Source organism: Paenibacillus sp. FSL W8-0919 (genome assembly GCF_038003785.1).
GTDB lineage: Bacteria > Bacillota > Bacilli > Paenibacillales > Paenibacillaceae > Paenibacillus_AQ > Paenibacillus_AQ lactis.
Map to the genome: position 1 here is coordinate 2,241,387 of NZ_JBBOPV010000001.1, position 21,157 is coordinate 2,262,543.

The 21,157-nt window shown below is 51.6% G+C and carries 24 protein-coding genes and 1 other annotated feature; of the genes, 14 read left to right on the forward strand and 10 right to left on the reverse strand.

Annotation, left to right across the window (positions count from 1 at the left end; translation table 11 throughout):
- Positions 1-27: 27 nt before the first annotated feature.
- On the forward strand, positions 28-540 hold the full coding sequence (locus NST44_RS09855; RefSeq protein WP_213616255.1) for a YutD family protein: 513 nt from the start codon (positions 28-30) through the stop codon (positions 538-540).
- Positions 541-628: 88 nt separating this feature from the next.
- On the opposite strand, the gene NST44_RS09860 is transcribed toward NST44_RS09855, so the two are convergent.
- Together NST44_RS09860 and ylbJ are read right to left on the reverse strand one after the other, a co-directional pair.
- Positions 629-1,432, reverse strand: coding sequence for an NAD kinase (locus tag NST44_RS09860; protein WP_007131953.1), 804 nt, complete (start codon positions 1,430-1,432; stop codon positions 629-631).
- Between the two features lie 64 nt (positions 1,433-1,496).
- The gene (gene ylbJ / locus NST44_RS09865) at positions 1,497-2,735 is read right to left on the reverse strand and encodes a sporulation integral membrane protein YlbJ (RefSeq protein ID WP_213616257.1); all 1,239 of its coding nucleotides are present in this window, start codon (positions 2,733-2,735) and stop codon (positions 1,497-1,499) included.
- A gap of 403 nt (positions 2,736-3,138) precedes the next feature.
- On the opposite strand from ylbJ, the gene NST44_RS09870 reads away from it, so the two are divergent.
- A complete protein-coding gene (locus NST44_RS09870; RefSeq protein WP_213616259.1) occupies positions 3,139-3,522 on the forward strand; it encodes a globin domain-containing protein in 384 nt (127 codons plus the stop codon).
- Positions 3,523-3,564: 42 nt separating this feature from the next.
- Positions 3,565-4,257, forward strand: a complete 693-nt coding sequence (locus NST44_RS09875; RefSeq protein WP_007131956.1) for a DUF2225 domain-containing protein — start codon at positions 3,565-3,567, stop codon at positions 4,255-4,257.
- 152 nt (positions 4,258-4,409) lie between these two features.
- Here NST44_RS09875 and NST44_RS09880 read toward each other — a convergent pair whose 3' ends face one another.
- Both NST44_RS09880 and NST44_RS09885 read right to left on the reverse strand, forming a co-directional pair.
- A complete protein-coding gene (locus NST44_RS09880; RefSeq protein WP_007131957.1) occupies positions 4,410-4,640 on the reverse strand; it encodes a hypothetical protein in 231 nt (76 codons plus the stop codon).
- Positions 4,637-4,825, reverse strand: a complete 189-nt coding sequence (locus NST44_RS09885) for a YycC family protein (protein ID WP_213616261.1) — start codon at positions 4,823-4,825, stop codon at positions 4,637-4,639. The genes NST44_RS09880 and NST44_RS09885 overlap by 4 nt, the downstream gene beginning before the upstream one ends.
- Before the next feature lie 127 nt (positions 4,826-4,952).
- Between NST44_RS09885 and NST44_RS09890 the strand changes: the two genes are divergently transcribed.
- Positions 4,953-6,746, forward strand: coding sequence for a M3 family oligoendopeptidase (locus NST44_RS09890; RefSeq protein ID WP_340899138.1), 1,794 nt, complete (start codon positions 4,953-4,955; stop codon positions 6,744-6,746).
- Positions 6,747-6,979: 233 nt separating this feature from the next.
- Positions 6,980-7,384 (forward strand): O-methyltransferase, encoded by a 405-nt coding sequence (locus NST44_RS09895; RefSeq protein WP_213616265.1) that lies wholly within the window; start codon positions 6,980-6,982, stop codon positions 7,382-7,384.
- Between the two features lie 94 nt (positions 7,385-7,478).
- Here NST44_RS09895 and NST44_RS09900 read toward each other — a convergent pair whose 3' ends face one another.
- A complete protein-coding gene (locus tag NST44_RS09900) occupies positions 7,479-7,700 on the reverse strand; it encodes an alpha/beta-type small acid-soluble spore protein (RefSeq protein ID WP_007131961.1) in 222 nt (73 codons plus the stop codon).
- A 249-nt stretch (positions 7,701-7,949) separates the two neighbouring features.
- Positions 7,950-8,930, reverse strand: a complete 981-nt coding sequence (locus tag NST44_RS09905; RefSeq protein ID WP_007131962.1) for an aldose 1-epimerase — start codon at positions 8,928-8,930, stop codon at positions 7,950-7,952.
- Between the two features lie 179 nt (positions 8,931-9,109).
- Positions 9,110-9,362: a binding site (T-box leader), on the forward strand.
- Between the two features lie 60 nt (positions 9,363-9,422).
- Here NST44_RS09905 and trpS point away from each other — a divergent pair.
- A complete protein-coding gene (gene trpS / locus NST44_RS09910) occupies positions 9,423-10,409 on the forward strand; it encodes a tryptophan--tRNA ligase (protein WP_007131963.1) in 987 nt (328 codons plus the stop codon).
- A gap of 64 nt (positions 10,410-10,473) precedes the next feature.
- Here the strand turns inward: trpS and NST44_RS09915 are convergent, their stop codons facing one another.
- Positions 10,474-10,641 carry a hypothetical protein gene (locus NST44_RS09915; protein WP_007131964.1) on the reverse strand — a complete coding sequence of 56 codons (168 nt, stop codon included), beginning with the start codon at positions 10,639-10,641 and terminating at the stop codon, positions 10,474-10,476.
- A 121-nt stretch (positions 10,642-10,762) separates the two neighbouring features.
- On the opposite strand from NST44_RS09915, the gene NST44_RS09920 reads away from it, so the two are divergent.
- The 3 genes from NST44_RS09920 to NST44_RS09930 all read left to right on the forward strand — a co-directional run bounded on the left by NST44_RS09920 (position 10,763) and on the right by NST44_RS09930 (position 12,969).
- Positions 10,763-10,990, forward strand: a complete 228-nt coding sequence (locus NST44_RS09920; protein WP_007131965.1) for an alpha/beta-type small acid-soluble spore protein — start codon at positions 10,763-10,765, stop codon at positions 10,988-10,990.
- Positions 10,991-11,275: 285 nt separating this feature from the next.
- Positions 11,276-12,214, forward strand: a complete 939-nt coding sequence (gene cyoE, locus NST44_RS09925) for a heme o synthase (protein ID WP_028404783.1) — start codon at positions 11,276-11,278, stop codon at positions 12,212-12,214.
- Between the two features lie 137 nt (positions 12,215-12,351).
- Positions 12,352-12,969 (forward strand): SCO family protein, encoded by a 618-nt coding sequence (locus tag NST44_RS09930; protein WP_007131967.1) that lies wholly within the window; start codon positions 12,352-12,354, stop codon positions 12,967-12,969.
- Between the two features lie 159 nt (positions 12,970-13,128).
- Here NST44_RS09930 and NST44_RS09935 read toward each other — a convergent pair whose 3' ends face one another.
- Positions 13,129-13,476, reverse strand: coding sequence for a toprim domain-containing protein (locus NST44_RS09935; protein WP_028404785.1), 348 nt, complete (start codon positions 13,474-13,476; stop codon positions 13,129-13,131).
- Positions 13,477-13,884: 408 nt separating this feature from the next.
- Positions 13,885-15,054 (reverse strand): MFS transporter, encoded by a 1,170-nt coding sequence (locus tag NST44_RS09940; protein WP_007131969.1) that lies wholly within the window; start codon positions 15,052-15,054, stop codon positions 13,885-13,887.
- A gap of 175 nt (positions 15,055-15,229) precedes the next feature.
- Here NST44_RS09940 and NST44_RS09945 point away from each other — a divergent pair, with 175 nt between their 5' ends.
- The 3 genes from NST44_RS09945 (at position 15,230) to NST44_RS09955 (ending at position 19,134) form a co-directional block, all read left to right on the forward strand.
- Positions 15,230-15,676, forward strand: coding sequence for a hypothetical protein (locus tag NST44_RS09945; RefSeq protein ID WP_213616269.1), 447 nt, complete (start codon positions 15,230-15,232; stop codon positions 15,674-15,676).
- A gap of 127 nt (positions 15,677-15,803) precedes the next feature.
- Positions 15,804-16,949, forward strand: a complete 1,146-nt coding sequence (locus tag NST44_RS09950; protein WP_213616270.1) for a transglutaminase domain-containing protein — start codon at positions 15,804-15,806, stop codon at positions 16,947-16,949.
- Positions 16,950-17,088: 139 nt separating this feature from the next.
- Complete coding sequence (locus NST44_RS09955) at positions 17,089-19,134, forward strand: peptidoglycan D,D-transpeptidase FtsI family protein (RefSeq protein WP_213616272.1); 2,046 nt, start codon at positions 17,089-17,091, stop codon at positions 19,132-19,134.
- A 148-nt stretch (positions 19,135-19,282) separates the two neighbouring features.
- Here NST44_RS09955 and NST44_RS09960 read toward each other — a convergent pair whose 3' ends face one another.
- Entirely contained in the window at positions 19,283-19,747 is a 465-nt protein-coding gene (locus tag NST44_RS09960) for an SRPBCC family protein (RefSeq protein WP_007131973.1), read from the reverse strand.
- Positions 19,748-19,914: 167 nt separating this feature from the next.
- On the opposite strand from NST44_RS09960, the gene NST44_RS09965 reads away from it, so the two are divergent.
- Positions 19,915-20,661: a Cof-type HAD-IIB family hydrolase gene (locus NST44_RS09965; RefSeq protein ID WP_007131974.1), complete on the forward strand. Its 747-nt coding sequence runs from the start codon at positions 19,915-19,917 to the stop codon at positions 20,659-20,661.
- 7 nt (positions 20,662-20,668) lie between these two features.
- Positions 20,669-21,148 carry a DUF456 domain-containing protein gene (locus NST44_RS09970; protein WP_007131975.1) on the forward strand — a complete coding sequence of 160 codons (480 nt, stop codon included), beginning with the start codon at positions 20,669-20,671 and terminating at the stop codon, positions 21,146-21,148.
- The last annotated feature ends 9 nt before the right edge of the window (positions 21,149-21,157 follow it).

Genomic DNA, 21,157 nt, shown 5'->3' on the forward strand with positions numbered 1-21,157 from the left:
GCGTGTTAGAAAGGCAGGGATGCTGTCATGATCATTATCGGCAACAAAAGCTATGAATTGCTGAAGGACTACCGGAACGGTTGGAATCTGGAGGCTTTCCGGGATCGGTACAGCGAGGTACTGGACCGGTATGACTATATTGTGGGGGATTGGGGCTACAATCAGCTACGGCTAAAAGGCTTCTACCGCGACAACCATCCGAAGGCCGCCAAGGACTCCACATTCTCCAGCATGTCTGACTATATTAACGAGTACTGCAATTTCGGCTGTGCCCATTTCGTGCTCCAGAAGACAAAGGAGCATAAGGAGCATAAAGAGCCGAAGGACCGGGAACCCCGGGATACAGTAGAAGTTAAGGAAGTCCGGCCTGATGAGGAGAATAGAGGAAACAAGGAGGCCGCACAGGACGGAGCGGTGAAGAGCAGGAAGGACGGCCGGGACCGCGAAGTCCGGGAAGCGAAGCGGGAGCAGCGCGAACAGCGTGATCAGCGCGAGCCGAGGGAGAAGGGGCCGAAGGCTCCGAGGTCCGCTACTTCTTGAATCCCGTCTTGACTTGAACTTTATATCCTAATAAAAAAGATCGGATCTCTGCACCAATGGACAGAGGCCGATCTTTTTGTATGCTTGATTAACCAAGAAACGCATCGCGAACCCGGTTCCAGAACGGAAACGGACGGTATCGGGCAAAGCTGACCTGCTGCTCCGCCACCTGACAGCGAACGGAGATAAGATCATCGATCGAGATATTGATATGATCAATCGTAAGCAGCAAGCGCTGCTCCTTGCGCGAAAAAATATCACAATGATGATGCTTGGGCAGAAGAAGCGGCGAGCCGAGCGTTCGGAAGATGCGGTTGTTGATCGAGGCAATCTCCGCGATCTGCAAGGCATCGATCGAGGGATGGACCATCGCGCCTCCGACACTCTTGTTATAAGCCGTGCTGCCGGATGGGGTGGATACGCAAATGCCGTCTCCCCGGAACATTTCAAAGGTTACATCGTTAATGTCAATCTGGGCGACGACCGTCCCGTCAACGCCCTTGAGCGTAAACTCATTCAGCGCAATATAAGATGAAGTCCCTGACTTCTTATGGATCTCCAGTTGTACCAAGGGATACTTGACGAGACGCGGCTCCACGGCTCCCGTCTCTTTGGTGCCGCTCATATGATCAATAAGTTCGTTCAGCTCGTCAGCTTTCCAGTCTGCATAGAACCCTAAATGACCGGTATGAACACCGACGAAAGCCAAGTCAGGTATACGGTCAATAAAGGTATGAAATGCGTGCAGCATCGTACCGTCTCCACCGATCGAAACGACAATCTCGGGAGATTCTGCATCCAGCACAAACCCCCGCTGTTCGGCCAGCTTGTGAAACTGCTGGGTCAGCTCAACAGACAATGGGTCACCGCGGTCCAGAACATAATATCTCAAGTTGATAAGCTCCTTTGTAAGGTTATATAAAGATGATAATCAATCTTGGAGAATAACACAATGTTCACCTAGGGATTTTGCGGATTTTTTGATGCAGGCCCCTGATCAGACGGATCAGCAACGAGCAAGCGATCATCGTGCCGATCGTTAAGGAAAAGGCCGCCATAATATGGGTATACCCGCTTAAGGCAGGAGTCGAAACAACAGAGGAATCCATCCACGCAGGCATCGAAGTCCCCATCACCGTCTCCCACAGCAGGATGACGGCCGAGGCCGCTATAATCCCGTGGATCAGCCGTGCGACGGCAAACGGGAAGTATCGTAAATTGGTAGAGTTCAAAATGCTGACGATTTGCGCATGAACGGACAAGCCCCCCCATGACAGGATAAAAGCCGCGGCTGCAGCCTTGTAAGGCAAGGGGATGAAGGAACCGGCCTCCCCGGCATAACGCGCCCCGAGCGTTACCTCAAAGATGCCGCCTACCAGCGCGGTCGACAGGGCTTCCGGCATCCCGATCAGCGACAGCAAAACCTTGATCAACTCGGTGAAGCTTGTAACCACACCTGCGCGGGTCCAAAGCTCCAGAAAGACGGAAAAGAATACAACAAGCCCTCCAACGACAATAATAAGCTGAAGGGAGGATTGAATCGCTTGGCTTACCAAGGTGCCGAGATCTCGTCCATCCTGCAGTCTTGCGGCATGCATCGCTTGGAACGCGGCCTTGATCCGTCCCGGCTTCCCGCCTGCGATATTCAGCGTGTCTTCACCGGAATGGTCGGCGGATTTGCGTCTGCCGTGAAACCGCATCAGCAGACCGACAACAAAGCCTCCGCCATAGTGGGCGATCGCAAGGATCAAGCCGATCTTCGGGTCATGGAAGAAGCCGACCGATACCGCGCCAATCAAAAAGATCGGGTCAGACGAGGTGGTGAAGGCGACAAGACGCTCGCCTTCCTCGCGGTTCACCATTTTTTGCTCCCAAAGCTTGGCCGTGAGCTTAGCGCCGACCGGGTAACCCGATACATAGCCCATCGCCGCAACAAACCCGCCTGCCCCGGGTATGCGAAACAGCGGGCGCATCAAGGGATCGAGCAGGGTGCCGACCAAATGCACAACCCCAAATCCCAGCAGCATTTCCGATATCACAAAGAAGGGGAACAGGGATGGAAACAGCACATCCCACCAGATGGAGAGGCCCCTGAGAGCAGACTCCAGAGCAGCCTTCGGATATATAGCCATTAGAACGATCACGCTGGTCAATGCCATTACCAGCAGCAGCCAGCCCGCTTTTTTCATGGTCATGTAATCATTGCCTCCTGGCATCGAAGAAAATTCGCAGAGATAGGTCTTTTCTAAAAATGTATGCCGGGATTAGGACAAACAGTCTAAAAAAACATGAGTAAGCGGTTTCAAAATTGCTTTATTTTCCGGAAACATGTGCTATAATAAAAAACATCAAAGCACATCTTTCGTATTATGTTTGGATGGAGTGATGATCATGAGCATAGTCGCAGGTATTCTGGTATGCGCCTTCGTTTATGTTATACGTGCTTCTCTCGTCCAGAGTGAAGAGGACTGGCGCAGTTATTAATAGCATTTAGAAGGGGCTCCCGTTGGGGTGCGCCTTTTTTTGTTGTTTTTTGCTATAATAGAGAAGTGCATCCATGTCGAAAATTATATATATAGATGGGAGACCTGAACGGGTATGAATCCGCATTTGAGCATCTATGATAACCTCGGGGGGGCCGAGGGGATCCGGTCTTTAGTCGAGGCATTTTATCCGAGAGTTCAGCAGAACGAGCTGTTGGCACCGTTGTTTCCGGAGGATATTGAGCCGGTAATGGAGAAGCAGTATATGTTTTTAAGCCAGTTTTTCGGAGGCCCCGCGCTCTTCTCCGAAGCGTACGGTCACCCGATGATGCGGGCAAGGCATCTTCGATTCCCGATTACGGAGCGTCATGCCGAGGAATGGCTCCGCTGCATGGAGGGGGCATTGTTGGAGATCGGCGTGGACGATGAGCTTCGCGAATTTGTGCTGCAGCGCCTGTCCGGCCCTGCCCACCATTTCGTGAACACGCCCCTGGACTAAAGGCAGGATGAGAGTACGCAAGGGAAGGGATGGGAAGCGAAGATGAAATTGGAGCCCTTGTATTCCATCAAGGTGCAGTGTATCCACTGCGAGCATGAGTTTGAAACCTCGAGGGTCCGGCCTAGCTTTAAAAAGGCCTATCGGACGGATACCGATTTTTGCGCGTACTATAAGTCGGAAAATCCCGATTACTATGTCGTCAGGATCTGCCCGAGCTGCGGATTTGCCTCCACGGAAAATTCCCTGATCAAAATGAATGACAAGCAGAGGTCGGCTTTTCAGACGCAAATAGCATGCCGATGGGAGAGCCGCGACTTCGGAGGCCGGCGCAGCCTTGAGGAAGCGCTGGAGACGTACAAGCTCGGCTTGCTCTGCGCGCAGATCATCGGGGAACGCGAGCGAATCATCGCAAGCTTGCTTCACCATATTGCGTGGCTGTACCGCTACCAGGAGAATCAGGAGCAGGAAAGGCGCTTCTTGAGGTATAGTCTTGAGTCCTATATCCGTGTGTTTGAGCTTGAGGGAGTAGGGGCCAATGACGCAAAGCTGCTGTATCTCATCGGGGAAATTCACCGAAGGCTGGGACAATACCAGGAGGCGGTGCAGTGGTTCGCAAGAGTGGTTCAAGACCAGAAGATTGTGGATGCCGCAATGATTCGGGCTTCCAGGGAGCAGTGGCGGGTCGCTTCCGAACAGCTGAGGGAAGAGAAGGGCCACGCACTGGGAGCGGAGTAGCCGCTTCATCCAGAGGAACGAAAGCCGGCTGAAAGGCGCAGCTTAGAATCGATAGACTTAGCTTGGAGCTTGCCGCGCTCCGGATGCATCGGACTTGCGGGGAGCAGGGATATCGACTCCGAAGGGTAGAACCAAGCGGCCGGCTGTCGTCATTAGCGGAGCCGCTGGTCTGTAAGCAAATAATCGATGTCGCTGTCGAGCACGGTTACTCGGTTGTGGCAGCAGGGGAAGATCAGCAGCTTTTTCTTGCCTTCCCTGACGCTAATCAGCTCCTTGGGCTTCATGGGAAGCAGAACATTGTCGGTCCCGCAGAAGGGGCATGTTTGTACATATACGTCATTTCCGACGACATCATAGGGCCATGTGTTTGAAAAAGGTATCATGAGTTCTCCGGACGGCCCTGTTCGCTCTTCTGCTCCGACTGCGGCTCTTCCTTATCGTTCTTCGCAAGCTCGGCGATCTTCTGCATCAGGATATGCTGCGGCATGTGCATAAGCTGCTCCAGCGGAACGCCCAGCTGCTTGGACAAGGTTACCGCCGTCTCTGGTGAAATTTGTAAAGGTCTCATCGCTTATCGATCCTCCAGCAGTAATTTTAATATATATAGTTATACACTTTTCACGTCGTTCATACAAATATGAGCGTCAAGCTGGAAGAAAAAAACTCACTTCATTTTTGAAAGGCGGACTATGGATATGACACTTCAACAGACCTGGAATTTAGAAACCATTTTCCCGGGAGGCTCCTCGTCTCCGCAGCTGGCCAGCTTCCTGGAGACGCTGGAGAAGGATATGCAAGCCCTCCAGCAGGATGTAAGAAGCCTCTCCGTGCCGGATTCGATCGAAGGCACACAAGCATTGGAGGCCTTTTTGGAGCAGTTTCAGAGCTGCTATGCCCGCGTACGGGAAGCCTCAGCATTTGTAAGCTGCTTGACCGCACAGAACGTAAACGATAAAAAAGCCGTTCAGCTGTCAGGGCGGGTCACCTCGCTGTCGGCTACGCTCCAATCCGTGAAAAGCCGGTTCGATAATGTGCTTCGCGGCATGAACGATGAGCTCTGGACGGCGTGGACAGGCACCGGGGCTGCGTCCAAGCTGGACTTCATCTTGAATGAGAGCCGGAACCTGGCGAAGGAGAAAATGAGCCCTGAGCTGGAAAGCCTGGCTTTGGCGCTCGCCGTTGACGGCTACCACGGCTGGGGCGAATTTTACGACACCATCGTCAGCAAAATTCAAATTCCGTACGAAGAGAACGGCGAGACCAAGCTGCTCTCCGCCGGACAAGCCTTTAACAAAATGCACGATCCTAACCGTGGGGTACGGCAGTCGATGTTTGAGAAATGGGAGGCAGCATGGGGCGCAGCGGCGGACTACTGCGCAGATACGCTTAACCATCTGTCCGGCTTCCGGCTGAAGCTGTATGAGAACCGGGGCTGGGACGATGTGTTGAAAGAGCCGCTGGCGATCGGACGGATGAGCCGCGAGACGCTGGATACGATGTGGGCGGTCATTCAGGATACGAAGCCGGTGCTGGTGGAGTATTTGAATCGCAAGGCGAAGCTGCTTGGTCTTGAGGGGCTGTCCTGGACTGACGTGGATGCGCCGATCCGCACGTCCGCAGCTAAAATTTCTTATGATGACGCGGCAGCTAATATCGTAGAGCAGTTCCGCAAATTCAGTCCGAAGCTGGCGGACTTCTCCCAAATGGCGTTCGATAAAGGCTGGATTGAGGTTGAAGACCGTCCCGGCAAGAGACCTGGCGGCTTCTGTACTTCGTTCCCGGCCAGCGAGCAGACGCGGATCTTCATGACGTTTGGCGGGACCGCCTCGAACGTGTCCACGCTGGCTCATGAATTGGGACATGCGTACCATCAGTTCCTGATGCGCGGAATTCCTGTGCTCAACCAAAGATACGCGATGAACGTCGCCGAAACCGCTTCGACCTTCGCGGAAATGATCGTATTTGACGCGATGGTGAAAGGGGCGTCTAGCGAAGAAGAGAAGCTGGCATTGCTGGAGGAGAAAATTCAGAACAGCGTTGCGTTCTTTATGAATATTCATGCAAGATTCCTGTTTGAGACCCGATTCTATGAGAAGCGGAAGAGCGGGCTGCTCAGCGCCGAGGAAATTTCGGATCTCATGGTGGAGGCGCAGAAGGAAGCGTATTGCGACGCCTTGACGTCTTACCATCCTCATTTCTGGGCATCCAAGCTGCATTTCTATATTACGGGTACACCGTTCTATAATTTCCCGTATACATTCGGCTATATGTTCAGTACTGGCCTCTACGTTCGTGCCCTTCAGGAAGGTCCTGCTTTTGCTGAGAAATACGATGCGCTTCTCCGTGATACAGGCGTCATGACGGTGGAGGATTTGGCGAAAAAGCATCTGGACGTCGATTTGACCCAGCGCGATTTTTGGCAAAGCGCGGCGGATTTATGCGTATCGGATATCAGACAGTTTCTGCAATTAACCGACCATTTGGCATAGGTGCCGAATGCTTCGGGGAAATGCGATAAAAGAAGCTCCATGCGGGCTTCTTTTTTTGTCGCAAAGGGGAGAAAAATGCCGGAAGATACAGAAAAGTTTTTAAATAATTGTGCAATTTTAGTAATATATACCCAATTATGTTGAATTATGTTGATCGAGCTTTTCCATTCCCTTATAATGAGTCATAAGCCCTAATATTAGGGAGGATTTACTAATAAAGGAGGGGTGACGATATGGTACAATTGGATCAATTATCGCTGGCTAGACAGTTGGATATCGTGTTTCGAGAGCTGGAGGAAGAACTGGGGGGATTAACCTCCGGTACGGTATTTGTACAAATACGAAATAATATCATCGGCAAATTCGGTATCCGGCACAATCCGTTGGCTGGGCGAAACGGGGTGATTGCACCTTGTGAGGAGGGGCTAAGCGAAGCGCAGCAGTATTCGTTTCGGATGATGGCGCTTGAAAGCCTAAAGCATAAGCGGCATTGGACGCACGGTGAAATCAGTTACGAGTTTATGGTGCGGCAAGGCGTGGTTGTCGTGGATGCAATTCTCGAGTCGAACTACAATATGGCGAGCTTAATGATACGATATCCCCGGCATACATATCCCGAAGCTGCTTCGAAATCATGAAATTATTATTCGTTCATACCATATAACGGCGAAAGAGGCGATCTTTGGGGAGAAGATCGCCTCTTTCTATTATGGCTGGAGGGAAGAGATGCGATTACAGGTTCGAACGACCCGATAATTGCTGCTCAGCCAGTTGTACCAGACGCTTAGTGATGTAACCTCCCAATGAACCAGTTTCACGGGAAGTGTAGTTACCCATGTAGCCGTCTTGAGGAAGAGTTACACCCAGTTCTTGAGCAGCTTCTACCTTCAATTGTTGAAGAGCTGCAGTCGCTTGAGGAACAACCAGGTTGTTAGAAGAACGTCCTTGAGCCATGTCATGTCACCTCCTTTGAGATTGTATGAGGATATTATGACCTGAAAGATAGGGGTCTCATTCGCCATCAAGGGAGATACGGAGCTGGTAAAATTAGGGGGGCGGGCATCGAGCTATTGATTATGGAGCATCACCAAAAAACAGCCCTTCAAGATCGAAGGGCTGCCATTCTATCAAGCAGTAAGTATGTCGCTTCTGACGATTCTTCCAATATGGTCACGTCCGTTTAAATGTCGATCGATTATGCCATTAGTCGACATTCGCGCCATGAAGAACACGGATGCGGGTTTGCAATTCAACGGATGCTCCAGCCTCGAGATGAATCAGACCAGTCTCGGCGCTCGATAGGTTCAAGTTGGGTGCATTTGGAAGCCATGTGTAAGGCTCGATGCACAGGAACTCTTCAGCTTGGCCCTTCGTATACAGCACCCAATGCTTAAAATACTGGCGATCGGCCGAATAATGGATCTCATAACCATCGTCCCGTTTAAGCAGTGCAAGGGCAGGCTTGCCTTCCGGTATTTTCAGAATCGTGTCCAGATCCGTATCCTTCAGATTTAATCCGGTATTAAGGCCTTCGAGATGCCCCAGCGCCGACGTATCTCCTGTCGGAATCAGCTCGTTATTAAGCGTATAGATCGAGTCGACAGGCACTTCCAGCGACCATCGATGCGGTTCGCCGTCAAGCAGGAACCATGTATGATAACCCATGCCGAATGGGGCGGGTTGTTTGCCGGTGTTCGTTATGCGCAGATTTTGGACCAATTCGGTTCCCTGGAGTCGAAAGTTCATTTCCAGCTTCAGGGGGATCGGAAACTGCGACATCCATTTCGGATCATCAGAGGTCACGAACTCTGTCGAAACCGCACAGCCTTCATCATCCTCTTCGATATCGCTTACGCACCAAGCTTGGGTCCGGTGCAGTCCATGGATATGATTATCGCCTGCCGTATTTTGGTCGAATTGATACGTTTGGCCGCCGTATTCGAACCGGCCTTTGGATATCCGTCCCGGCGGAATGAGCATCGGGATGCCGAAGTGGTACGGCTTTTGGAGATAGAATGCAAGCTCGCTTTCATCCGGCCTTCGGAGGATTTCACGCTGTTCTTCGATGTCTTTAATCCCAATCACGTTGTTACCTAGACGAGGGAGGAGAGTCACTTCGAGACGGCCGCTGTTTAAGATATAGGTGTCGTAACCATTCCACTGGCCTTTGGTCACTTGATTCATATCGATGCTCCTTTACTAACAAAAATCATGGTCTGGACGATTAACCACATCATAACAGATTTTTAAGCCTCGCGTACAACAAAAGCTCTAAATCGCCGGGGGCATGCCTTCGCAGGATCTTGGAATTGACAAGGTGGTGTAAGAGATTTATTATTGCATGTAATAGTGATCAATGATGATTGAACACGATGACAAGGACAAGTAGGCAGATGCGGTCGCTCCTTCAGAAAGCCGGTGGCTGATGTGAACCGGTGGAGCCGCTTTGCTGAATGGACCTTTGAGTGCTGAGCTGAACAGGATAAACATGAACCGTGTTAATTCCTTAATATGCCGGCCGGGTATTCTCCGTTACAAGAATGGAAGGCTGCAGCTGTCAAGCGTACGATGCTGCTGCGGCGAATAAGGGTGGCACCACGGTCTCACGTCCCTTGCGGATGTGGGGCCTTTTTTTGTTGGATTTTTATGAAAGAAATAGAAATGGAGGACTATGAAATGAAAACCGTATTATCCGGCATTCAACCAAGCGGCAACTTGACGCTGGGCAACTATATCGGAGCCATTAAAAATTTTGTGAAGCTCCAGGATGAGCACAATTGCTACTTCATGGTCGTGGATTTGCATGCGATTACGGTGCCGCAGGAGCCAAAGGCGCTCCGTGAGCGTTCGGAAATGGTCGCGGCATTGTATGTTGCGGCCGGCATCGATCCGGCAAGAGCGAATATTTTTATGCAGTCGCATGTTCCGCAGCATGCTGAGCTTTCGTGGTTGATGACAACGCTCGTGCATATGGGCGAGCTTGAGCGCATGACCCAGTTCAAGGATAAGTCGGAAGGCAAGGAATCGGTGGGGGCAGGTCTGTTCGTGTACCCGGCGCTAATGGCAGCCGATATTTTGCTGTATAATGCCGACCTCGTTCCGGTTGGGGACGACCAGAAGCAGCATTTGGAGCTGACGCGTGACTTGGCCGGACGGTTCAACCATCGCTTCGGGGAGTTCTTTACCGTACCGGAGCCGTATATTCCGCAAGTGGGAGCTCGAATCATGTCGCTGGACGATGCATCTAAAAAAATGAGCAAGAGCAGCCCGGTTGAGGGAAGCTATATTGCCATGCTGGATACACCCGACCAGATTCGCAAAAAAATTAGCCGCGCCACAACCGACTCCGGTACCGAGGTTGTTTACGATCCTTCAACGAAGCCGGAGGTCAGCAATCTGATGAGCATTTATTCGGAATGCGCGGGCATTTCCCTGCAGGATGTGCAGCATCGCTTTGAGGGGAAAATGTATGGTGCGTTCAAGAAGGAGCTTGGCGAGGTGGTTGTGGCTGCGCTTGAACCGCTTCAAAAGCGATATTATGAAATTCGCGAATCCGGAGAAATTCACGACATTCTTGCAAGAGGGGCAGAGCAGGCACGCAGCAAAGCCGCCCAAATCTTGGACGGCGTTAAGGATAAGATGGGCTTTCTGCCTGCAAAATAATTGCTCTATGCACTTTGGAGGCAAACGCTTCGGCGCCGAGAACCCGACTTAATGAAACTTGATTTTAAGACGGCTTGCGCTTGGACTTGATGATAAAGCCCCAGCCGATGTTAAGAATCGACAGAATGCCGAGACCGATGGCAATCAGCCAGTTCGTGCTGATCATTATTGCGCAGGCGGTTAGAAGGACGATGGACGAGACGGCAAACCATAGGGATAGACCTTTGCTCATATGAAAAAAAACCTCCAACATAAAAAATAAAAAACTACGTATAAGGCTGCGAGATGAAGCCATAATAAGTTTGCAAGCTTGCACTGGAATAACAGACATTCAGTGAAGGGAGATATTTAATATGGCACAAGGTCGTTCCCGCAGCAACAATCTGGTTGTACCTCAAGCAAGACAAGCACTGGAGCAGCTGAAAATGGAAGCTGCTCGCGAGCTGGGTGTGACTATTCCTCAAGACGGATACATGGGCAGCTACACATCCCGTGAAACCGGTTCTTTGGGAGGTTACATCACGAAGCGTCTGGTACAGCAAGCTGAACAGCAACTTTCGGGTTCTGGACGCACACTGTAATTTCTTCTCATAAGGGACTTACCGCCCGGGGCGCTATAGATGCGCTCCGGGTTTTCATTTGATTCTTGGCGAACGTCCCCGGACACGGGGCCATACATAGACAAATTGTGCCTTAAACAACGCCATAACGTCAAGGAAATATCCTTGGCAAATGTCACTGAATTGTCATATAGATACACCGAATTCCGAAGGATTGCTAAACACTTTTTACTAATGATATGATAAACTTTATAGCGGAGGCAGTACTTCCTCCATAACGACAGATACAAGGAGGAACGTTTACACGTGGGTAATCACTTGAGATATCAGGCTCCTTCAGAATCCGCAGCACTGGCTTCCGCAGCGCCTGCACCTCCCGAACAAGCGGGGACTTGGAAAGATTTTATAACAGTGACCAAACCCGGAATACTCCGGTCTAATTTGATAGCAGCATTTGCCGGATTTTGGCTGGCGTCGCGCTGGGACATCCAGTTCGGACTGCTCGCGATGACATTGCTTGGAACTTTGCTCGTCATGGCATCCTCATGCGTGTTTAACAACTATTTCGACAGAGAACTCGATATGAAGATGGAACGGACGCGCGATCGTTCTCTTCCAACCGGACGGCTGACGCCAAAGGTTGTTCTTTGGTATGCCATTATACTGGGTGCATTGGGACTAGCGGTGCTGTTCCTGTTCTCCGGCGTCCTGGCGGGGATCTTCGGCGCGATAGGCATGTTCGTTTATGTCGTCGTTTACACGCTATGGCTGAAGCGCACCTCGACATGGAGCACATCCGTCGGCGCCATCTCCGGCGCAATGCCGCCGGCTATCGGCTATGTGGCGGTATCGGGACAGGTAGATATGGGGGCAATTCTGATCTTTGCACTGCTCTTCCTATGGCAGCCGCCGCATTTCTGGGCACTCGGCATTCGGCGGGTAGAAGAATATCGTGCAGCAGGATTTCCGCTCCTACCGGTCGTCAAGGGCATCAAGCGTACGAAAATTCAGATGATCCCTTACCTTGTCCTCCTGCTGCCGATTCCGATTCTGATGTATGTATACGGATACGCAGGCATCTTCTTCCTGGTTATCGGTCTGCTCCTGGCGATGGGCTGGCTTTATACGGCTTTGAAGGGATTCACGGCGAAGGATGATGAGGCTTGGTCGAAGAAAGTATTCATCTTCTCGATCAATTATTTAACGCTCAGCCTCATTGTTCTAATCCTGAATACCACCTTCTAAGATTTGAATAATCAGGTCGGCTATGGTCGTTAGGTCGGCGGATAGGGGATTACGTAGCGGTCATAACGTTCAGTATGCAGGACAGGCATATGGTTCCATAAGAATCAGGCCGGGAAGAAGGGAGAAGAGCAAGGGGAATGAACGCATTCAAGCGCTATAAATGGACTTGGATTTTGCTGGCCGTCTGCGTGGTCGCGGCGGTGTACCTCGTATACAACTCACTGGGATTCGGGAAGGATAAACTCCCGGTCATTCGTGAAGTCGGCAGTTATTCCATGGAGAATGTCGACGGCAAAACCATCACGTCAGAGGATACGAAGGGAAAGGTCAAGCTGATGTACTTTTATTTCACCAGCTGTCCGGACGTTTGTCCGGTTACGACGCTGATCCTCTCGCAGATTCAGGAAGAGCTGAAGAAGGAAGAGCTGTTTGGGGGCGAGGTGAACTTCGTGTCCATTTCCTTTGACCCGAAGACCGACACGAAAGAGAAGATCAAAGAGTTCGGCGACCGCTTCAATGCTGATTACAGCGGTTGGTACTTTCTAAGGGGAGACCAGGAAGAAACCCGGAAGCTGATGCAAGATTCCTTTAAAATCCCGCTTCTCGGCAACGATTCGACGAACTTCACCCATGGTAACTCCATCGCTCTGGTGGACCGGGATAACAATATTCGCAAAATGTATAATGCCGGCGTTCCGTCGGATGTAAAAACAGAGGATATCATTCAAGACATCAAGACCTTGATTAAAGAATAGGACTTATCCGACAATTCGAATAGAGGAAGCAAATACGGCGGCGCAGGAGAATCATCCTGACCGCCGTTTCTTCTTACTTGGGAAGGAGAGCCGTATCCGAAATTCGAAAATGGAATAGGCTGCAAGCTTCGAAAATCCCTTTATAACAGGGGGCTAGGGCTAGTATTCTTCAGGCGGCGGGTAGATGATGAATTCCTCCAATCCCGCTTTTTCCAGCTGGGCAATTAAATATTCATCTGGCGTGCCCTCTACGCCTGCGTACCCGCGGCGGGTGTAAATCTGCTCGGCATCCGGGAATGCGTCGCGCAATATCCCGCGAATCCTTTTGCCGGAGCTGTCGTTGTCCATGAACAGATACACCTCCTGATCGCGCACCTGCTTTTGCAATGCGTCAAGCTTGGCACTGTTCAACGTACCGAATGTGCATAATATCGTAATATCGGAGGTAAGCAGCCGGCGGAGACGGCTGCGGTCGTTCTTGCCCTCGACGATGATAAATATTGACATGCTGTTCACCTCTGTCATGATACGGCGTAGCTTGGCAGCATTCCCCGGGAAATGTTGGCGTTCTGGTCGAAAGATGTATATATAGTGTAGCTTGTTTACCGCCGTTCATGCAAAACAGAAAAATGCGGCCTTCCAGCAGGAAGACCGCTTCAGTAAAACTCATGTATTCTAGTAGAAACAGCTGCTCAGGATAATCACGAGAAGAATATACAGAACCAGAATCATTCCTACCGAATTTCCATAGGCCGGTGCATGACAATGTTTATGATGGACATGACTCATTCGTTTTCACCCCTTGGTTAAATGTCCGTGGTCAGTTGCCACACTGTATTCTATGTCCATTTACCCAATAGGATTGTGTATTGGCCCACTTGATGCGGTTTATGGAGCCCATATCCGTGATGTTTGTCAGAGCGGTGATACCGGTGTCGTCTCCGGTGCCAAGGTGGCCGAAGGCTCGACACGTTTCTGATGCGGGAGCAGAAGGAGAACGGTCATCAGCATAAGAAAGGCAATAAAATAAGGCGATACGATCGTCCGCAGCTGCCCGGCTGCAATCGGGCCGACAAAGGAACCGAGCGACATGGCGATGGACTGCAGCGAGAATACCCTCCCGAGCCGGGTGCCCCCGCTCAGCTCAATAAATAGCGATGATAAGGCAGGGAACAGCAGGCCTTTAGACAACCCTAATACAAATAAAGTAACCGTCAACGGCAAATGATCAGCTGCGGCCAGCAAATAAAAGCTGATGGCCAGGCCAAACACGCCGGCTGCTACCCGGGCCCGAGGGGGATAGCGGTTCAGGAAAAGCATGCTCAGGGTAACAAGCGCCCCCAGGCTGATGACGGAGAAGAGCAGTCCGGTTGACATGATGCTTGCCTGCCCGCTGTCACGGAGCGGAATCTCAAAGAACAATATGCCTTGGGAGCATGCGATGACAAACGGGAACAGATAAAGCCGAAGGCTAAAGGGCAGCCGGGTTGTTCCCTGGTTAGGCTGGGCTTTGGCTTCCTTCTTGCCGACTGTCTCTGTTGCCTGCCTGGGGAGGCTAAGAAAAGCCATGATTCCCGTAAAGATGAGAAGCCAGCCGAGGCTCTGAAAGGTGCCCGAAAATCCGGTGTTCGCTACGATAAAGGCTCCGGCTGCAGGCGAAAGAACGGAAGCCAGGGTGTGTACAAGGCCGTGCCCGGACATGTATTTGCCTTGCGTCACGGGATCTTTGGATAAGGATGCGAGCAGGGCAAGACATGCAGGTGACAGGAAAGCCAGCACAAAGCCGCTGATGGAGCGGAGCACAAGCAGCTGCCAGGGAAGCTGGACATGGGCCTGCAGCAGCAGAATGATGCCTGCCGCAGTCAGGCTGAAAATAATGTAGCGCCGGCTGCCGTGCCGGTCGATCAGGCCGCCGGCAATCAGATTGCCCGGCAGATGGGTCAGGGCATATATGCCCATCATCCAGCCGATAAAGGCCGGAGCGGCCCCAAGCGAGATGGCGAACGGCGTGAGCACGGGATATTGGGCGTGCAAATCAAAAAACGCCAGAAATAAAAACATGTATAGCCATAAAGCGGTTTTCAATATGGCACCCTCCTATCCGGCAAAAGATCGTTATGATACTACTTGTACGCTCCAAGGGGCAGGCTTATACCTCTTAGTAAAAAGACCCGGTTGGCTGACAGCATCCTTGGGAATCATGTATAATTAAAAAGACGGCCGTCAAACCGCCGTTTTATTAGCGACGGGAGTGAAGGATATGGATACGCAAGTATGGATGGAGTTTCTGAAGCAGAACTGGCTCGTTATCGCAATCGCGTTAATTATTCTGTTTGTCGTTTTGAATGTGGTGAGAACGGTCATCAAATGGGCGATCGCCGTCCTGATCATTGTAGGCCTATTGGTCTATAGCGGAATATCGCTGGACAAGATCGGGGAGGTTGTATCGACGGTAAAGGATGAAACCATCGATACCGTCAAGACCGAAGCGCTGAATTTGATGATCAAGGAAGCGAAGGAAGCAAAGTATACGTCGAATGGAGACGGAACCTATTTCATTACGGCCCCGAACTTGGAGCTGAAGGGAAGTGCAGGCTCCAATGAAGTTGAGGTAACATTTCGCGGGGTATCGGTAGGAAAGTGGGACATGAACGACACCATACGCAGCTTTATCAACGATGCCAAGAACAATACGGATTCCAAATAACGAACAACCATTTTATCTAAATAAAGGTGCAATCAGACCCGGCTAAGCAGATCCGTTGTGCAATAGTAACTTGCCAGCTCATCTGCGGCCGGTTGTACCAACATCATTGGGAGAGGGGGAATGCCGTGTGATGTCCGCATGGATCGATAGTGTGCGTGACGGAAACGGAATTACCGTTTTGCTGCTGCTGATTGTGGCCTTCTCCATGATACAGGGTTGGAGACGGGGAGCGTCCCGTTCAGCCGGGAAGCTTGTTTCTTTTCTGGGGGATGCCCTTCTCCGGATCGGAGGTCTGGTGATATCCATCCCGTTTACGTTGTGGCTGTCGCCAAAGGCCGGGGAATGGTTAGGCGCGATCTCCGCTTTACCGGACCGGGAATTGCGGTTCTGGGAGCAGGTGTATTATACGGCGGTGAAATCGCTGGCTGATTTTCCGCTCCTAAGATTTGCGGTCCTGTTTATGATTAGTTACGGATTGATCGTATTTATGCTGCGGCTGCTGATCTCACTGATTTTCGGCGGGGGAAGCTTGTTCCGATCCGGGAGGGAAACATCCGCATCGCTGCCGAGCCGGCTGGCCGGCACCGGCATCGGGGTGCTGATTGGTGCTGCACGCAGCATGCTTGTCATTGCTGTGCTGTTCGTGTGGGTCAGCCTCAATCCGGATCATGGATTCAGCCGTTATGTCGAGGCTTCCCCAATCTATTCGCAGGGAGCAAGGGCTGTTCTCGAGCCGTTGTCGGGATCGCTGGTACGGGAACAGCTGCCGGTCTTCGCCCAGTCGGTTCAAGATGAACTAAGCGGCATCATGGAGCGGAAATACGAGGTGATCGACCACCGGATTCCGGAGGGGATCGAGCAGACGGCGGCGCATGTGGTCAAGGGGGCTTCGACCGATAAAGAGAGGGCCCGCAAGCTTTATGATTGGGTCGGCAGCCGGATATCCTACGATCATGAGAAGGTTCGGCTCTATGAAGAGCAGAGGATTTGGAAAGAGCAGACGCCGCAGGATACGTACGATACCCGGCTTGGCGTCTGCATTGATTACGCCCGGCTGTATGCGATGATGGCGCGCTCACAGGATTTGGACGTGCGCGTCGTAACCGGGCGCGGCTATAACGGCCAGGGCGGCTATGGGCCGCATGCCTGGAACGAAGTGTACTTGAGCGAGGAGAAAAAGTGGGTTCCGCTGGATCCGACATGGGCCCAGAGCGGGGACTGGTTTAACCCTCCGCGATTCAATGAAACGCATATTAAAGAGAGGGTATTTTAATAGCGAATCGAACCAGGGGCGGACCCAAGGCTAAGGGGTCCGCCCCTAGTGAATTCGGAAAATGTCATCCGGATGAAGTGGGGAGGCTTTTTGTGATAATATAAGTTTATGTAATGTGCATAAAAGGGGAGAAGCATACGTGAGAGGGTTTAGGCCGGATAAACGCAAACAAGATGAGGGAGATGCCGGCAGTCAGTTTAATCTGCGAGTCAACCTGTTCTTTTTTAGCACGTTTATTATTTTCTGTGTCATCATTATACGTCTGGCGATTCTTCAATTCGTGGAAGGGCCTGAGCTTAAGGAAATGGAGACCGGGGGTCAGATCAAAAACTTCCCGCTCCAGCCGATCCGTGGAAGCATCCTTGATGCATCGGGCACGCCGATAGCCTACTCAACACCTTCCCAGGCGCTGTATCTTACGCTGATGAAAGATTACAGCAACTCCGACCGCGGCAAGAAGAATCGGCCGGAAATCGAGAAGCTGGCGCAAGAGATGGTGGATGTCTTCAACCGGTACGGCGATCCCAAAGCCGAGAAGATGACCGTGGAAGATGTCATCAAAGCGATGGATCTGAACTTTAACAAGCAGCCGGGGTATGAGCCGCGGCGAATTAAAGCCAACCTATCCTCGAAAGAAGTCGCCTATTTCATGGAGCATAAATCCCAGTATCCGGGCGTCGAGATCGTGGAGGAAAGCGAGCGAAAGTACAGCGAGGACCGAATTGCGGTACAGACGATCGGGTATTTAAGGGAGTTTAAAGGCCAGAAGGATTTGGATAAGTACAAAGCCATTGATCAGAAGAACAAAACCCAGAAGGACCCGGGTCTGATCTATTCGGAGCAGGAAAAGGTCGGTGTCGACGGGCTTGAAATGATGTTTCAAGATGAGCTGCGCGGGAAGAACGGCTATATCAATATTCCGATCAGCCCGCAAAATATGGCCAACGGCGTGCCGACTATGGTCCCGCCGCAAAAAGGCTATAATATCCACTCGACCATCCATAAAGACATTCAGCTCGCCGCACAGCAGGCGATTGTCGACCAGCTGAAATGGCTTCACACCAATCCTGTGTCGGGTAAGCTGCATACGAATGCCAAGACGGGATATGCGGTAGCCATGGAAGTGGACACGGGGAATATTGTTGCCATGGCCAGCATTCCGGATTATGATCCGAATGTATGGGAGACCGGAACGGATGATTGGGATTCGGTCATGAGTCATTACCGCAACGGAACCATATGGCCATACAGCTCAGGACGTTCCGGCAACAATCTGGAGTCGACCGTCCTGCTCGGCTCCACGATCAAGCCGCTGAGCGTATTGATCGGACTGAATGAGCATTTATTTGGCCCGAACGACTATTATCCGGACCAAGGGGCGGCGTACTTCGGTAAGGATAACTCGAGGGTCTACAACTCCGGGAGAAAGGCGAATGGATCAATCAATGCGCGAAAAGCTCTTGAGAAATCCTCCAACGCCTTCATGGTCGATTGGGTCGGGGAGAAGCTGTTCAACAAGTACGGCTCCAAAGCCGTCGAAGTTTGGGACGGATACATGAAGAAATTCGGGCTGGGCGTATCCACTGAATCCGGCCTGCCGAACGAGCATAAAGGCATTATCGAGTATACGAACATCGAGCAGGCGGGCAGTTATCTGGCAGCGATGGCTTACGCTTCCTTCGGCCAGTCCGGGAAGTACACGACGCTTCAATTAGCGCAATACGCAACCATGCTTGCAAATCAAGGAGCCCGTATTAAACCTCAGCTTGCCAGCAAAATCGTGGACCAGAACGGCAAGGTGGTCAAGAAATTCGGACGTGAAGTGCTGAATCAGGAGAAATTTCCGCAGCAGTACTGGAATGAAGTGATTCAAGGGATGAATACCCAGAATCTTCGGGCGTTTGAGGATTTTCCGTATGATTTTGCCCGTAAAACCGGTACGTCCGAGCAGGAGATTTATAAAAACGGACGTCGTGACATCGTAGACAATGGCGTGTTTATCGCCTTCGCTCCTCGGCAAAATCCGAAGCTGGCGGTTGCCGTCGTCATTCCGGAAGGCGGCTTCGGTTCCCAAAGTGCGGCTCCGGTGGCACGTAAGATCTTCGATGCATACGATGAAATCTACGGCCTCGACGGCACGCCGCATCCGAAGAACAAGGATGAGCAGGAAGGCAACGGAGAATAGGCATAACGAAAAAGAAGGCAGCTTTCAAGCTATAAGGGCTTGGCTGCCTTCTTTCTGTTTATCAAGGGAATTGAAATCAACCGGCAGTTGTATAACATTTTACGTATTTGAACTAACTTCCGTTGATTGGTTCAACTTATAGATATAGCTATACGTGGGCATCCGGTGCCTTATCTGCAACGAGATTCAAGACGATGCCGAATTCAAGCAGCGCCTTCAACTCGCAGAGCACCATCGTATATCCTCCCATCGAATCGATGGCCTGGCGGGTAACGTCAGCATCCGTCCCTTCGAATCCGGTATGGATAATCGTCACGAAGGTGCCGCCCTCGCTTCGAGGCACGAACTCCCATTCCGTCGTCGTGCCGTCCGACGATTGGATAACAATCCGGCGGTCGGTCTCCAGCTCTTTGACGAGGATCGTATCGGATACGCCGTACATTTCCCAGTCCCAACGAATTTCTTTACCGGCTTCCAGCTTGCCGGTGGATCGGGTGAACCAGAACTTGGTCGTGATATCAGGATCGACAAAGGCCTCAAAGACCTCGGAAACCGGTTTGCGGATCAGCATTTCGGCTTGAACGGCAACAGCGGAACTCTGGGGTGATTTCATGGGACACGCTCCTTATTCAGTTTAGAGTTTCCAATAGGTTAGCACATTATCGCGGACTTGACTTCTTATCCCTTGCTCATTTGTCCGAGCGTTCGGTTTTGAGCCCGTACCTTTTGTGGTAAAATGTCGTTATGCTTATCGTGTGACTAGATTAGGAGGCTTAAACAATGAATCGTAAGTACCGATTGCTGGCTTTAGATATGGATGGCACGCTGCTTCAGGACGATCATGAAGTGTCGCCGGAGACCGTCCGTTGGATCAAGGAAGCGGTTCGGCAAGGCATCCATGTCTGCTTGTCCACCGGACGGCCGTTTCAGGATGCATACCCGTATGCGAAGCAGTTAGAGCTGACCACCCCGATGGTAACGGTCAATGGCAGTGAGGTGTGGCGTGCTCCGTATGAGCTGTATCGGCGTTCTCTGCTGGACAGCAAGCTCGTTGCCGAGATGCATGAGCTTGCCGTTGAAACCGGAGCCTGGTTCTGGGCGTATTCTGTAGAGAGATTGTATACCCGGGAGAGCTGGTGCGAGGATGTTGAGAATCAGGAGTGGCTGAAATTCGGCTATACGTCGGAAGACGATGAGGTTCGCCATCGCATCCTGATGCAGCTTCAGGATATGGGGGGACTGGAAATCACCAACTCCTCACCGGTGAATCTGGAGATCAATCCGCAGGGCGTCAACAAGGCGACAGGGATCAAGCAGGTATGCGAACTGCTCGGTCTTGACATGTCCCAGGTTGTGGCCGTTGGCGACAGCTTGAACGATCTGGCCGTCATCCAGCAAGCGGGGCTTGGCGTCGCCATGGGCAATGCCCAGCAGACGGTGAAGGATGAGGCTGATCTTGTCGTGGCCAGCAACAATGAGAACGGGATTGTGGAAGTGATCAGGGATCATATTTTGATCGAAGGGTGATTAACGGATGGACGTATTAGGCTGGATTATTGTGATCGCACTGTTCATCATCGGGATGGCCGGCGCGATCTACCCGATTTTGCCGGGGGTTATCGCCATTTATTTGGCATTGTTCGTATACGGCTGGTTCTTTACGTTCGCCCATTACGACGCATGGTTCTGGACCATTCAGACGATCATTTTGGTCGTGCTGTTCATAGCCGATTATGCAGTCAACGCATGGGGCGTGAAGAAGCTTGGCGGCTCGAAGGCCTCGATATGGGGGAGCACGATCGGCCTGATCATCGGCCCGTTCGTCATTCCGGCATTCGGTCTGATCATCGGCCCGTTTATCGGCGCCTTTATCGGGGAGCTGCTGGCGGGCTCGGGAGCGGGCAAGTCGATGAAGGTCGGACTCGGTTCGGTGCTCGGCTTGTTCAGCAGCATCGTGGTGAAGGTCGTATTGCAGCTTGCGATGATCATTGTGTTTATCGTTTGGGTGTTTTAAGCAGGCGCG

Bases quoted from the DNA above. Each gene is read 5' to 3' on its own strand.
- ylbJ (WP_213616257.1), bottom strand. From the start codon at position 2,735: ATGACCATGAAAAAAGCGGGCTGGCTGCTGCTGGTAATGGCATTGACC.
- NST44_RS09905 (WP_007131962.1), bottom strand. From the start codon at position 8,930: ATGAATCAAGTGACCAAAGGCCAGTGGAATGGTTACGACACCTATATC.
- NST44_RS09895 (WP_213616265.1), top strand. From the start codon at position 6,980: ATGGTACAATTGGATCAATTATCGCTGGCTAGACAGTTGGATATCGTG.
- NST44_RS09855 (WP_213616255.1), top strand. From the start codon at position 28: ATGATCATTATCGGCAACAAAAGCTATGAATTGCTGAAGGACTACCGG.
- NST44_RS09885 (WP_213616261.1), bottom strand. From the start codon at position 4,825: ATGAGACCTTTACAAATTTCACCAGAGACGGCGGTAACCTTGTCCAAG.
- trpS (WP_007131963.1), top strand. From the start codon at position 9,423: ATGAAAACCGTATTATCCGGCATTCAACCAAGCGGCAACTTGACGCTG.
- NST44_RS09945 (WP_213616269.1), top strand. From the start codon at position 15,230: ATGGATACGCAAGTATGGATGGAGTTTCTGAAGCAGAACTGGCTCGTT.
- NST44_RS09965 (WP_007131974.1), top strand. From the start codon at position 19,915: ATGAATCGTAAGTACCGATTGCTGGCTTTAGATATGGATGGCACGCTG.
- NST44_RS09920 (WP_007131965.1), top strand. From the start codon at position 10,763: ATGGCACAAGGTCGTTCCCGCAGCAACAATCTGGTTGTACCTCAAGCA.
- NST44_RS09875 (WP_007131956.1), top strand. From the start codon at position 3,565: ATGAAATTGGAGCCCTTGTATTCCATCAAGGTGCAGTGTATCCACTGC.
- NST44_RS09870 (WP_213616259.1), top strand. From the start codon at position 3,139: ATGAATCCGCATTTGAGCATCTATGATAACCTCGGGGGGGCCGAGGGG.
- NST44_RS09930 (WP_007131967.1), top strand. From the start codon at position 12,352: ATGAACGCATTCAAGCGCTATAAATGGACTTGGATTTTGCTGGCCGTC.
- NST44_RS09960 (WP_007131973.1), bottom strand. From the start codon at position 19,747: ATGAAATCACCCCAGAGTTCCGCTGTTGCCGTTCAAGCCGAAATGCTG.
- NST44_RS09970 (WP_007131975.1), top strand. From the start codon at position 20,669: ATGGACGTATTAGGCTGGATTATTGTGATCGCACTGTTCATCATCGGG.
- NST44_RS09900 (WP_007131961.1), bottom strand. From the start codon at position 7,700: ATGGCTCAAGGACGTTCTTCTAACAACCTGGTTGTTCCTCAAGCGACT.
- NST44_RS09915 (WP_007131964.1), bottom strand. From the start codon at position 10,641: ATGAGCAAAGGTCTATCCCTATGGTTTGCCGTCTCGTCCATCGTCCTT.
- NST44_RS09935 (WP_028404785.1), bottom strand. From the start codon at position 13,476: ATGTCAATATTTATCATCGTCGAGGGCAAGAACGACCGCAGCCGTCTC.
- NST44_RS09890 (WP_340899138.1), top strand. From the start codon at position 4,953: ATGACACTTCAACAGACCTGGAATTTAGAAACCATTTTCCCGGGAGGC.
- NST44_RS09880 (WP_007131957.1), bottom strand. From the start codon at position 4,640: ATGATACCTTTTTCAAACACATGGCCCTATGATGTCGTCGGAAATGAC.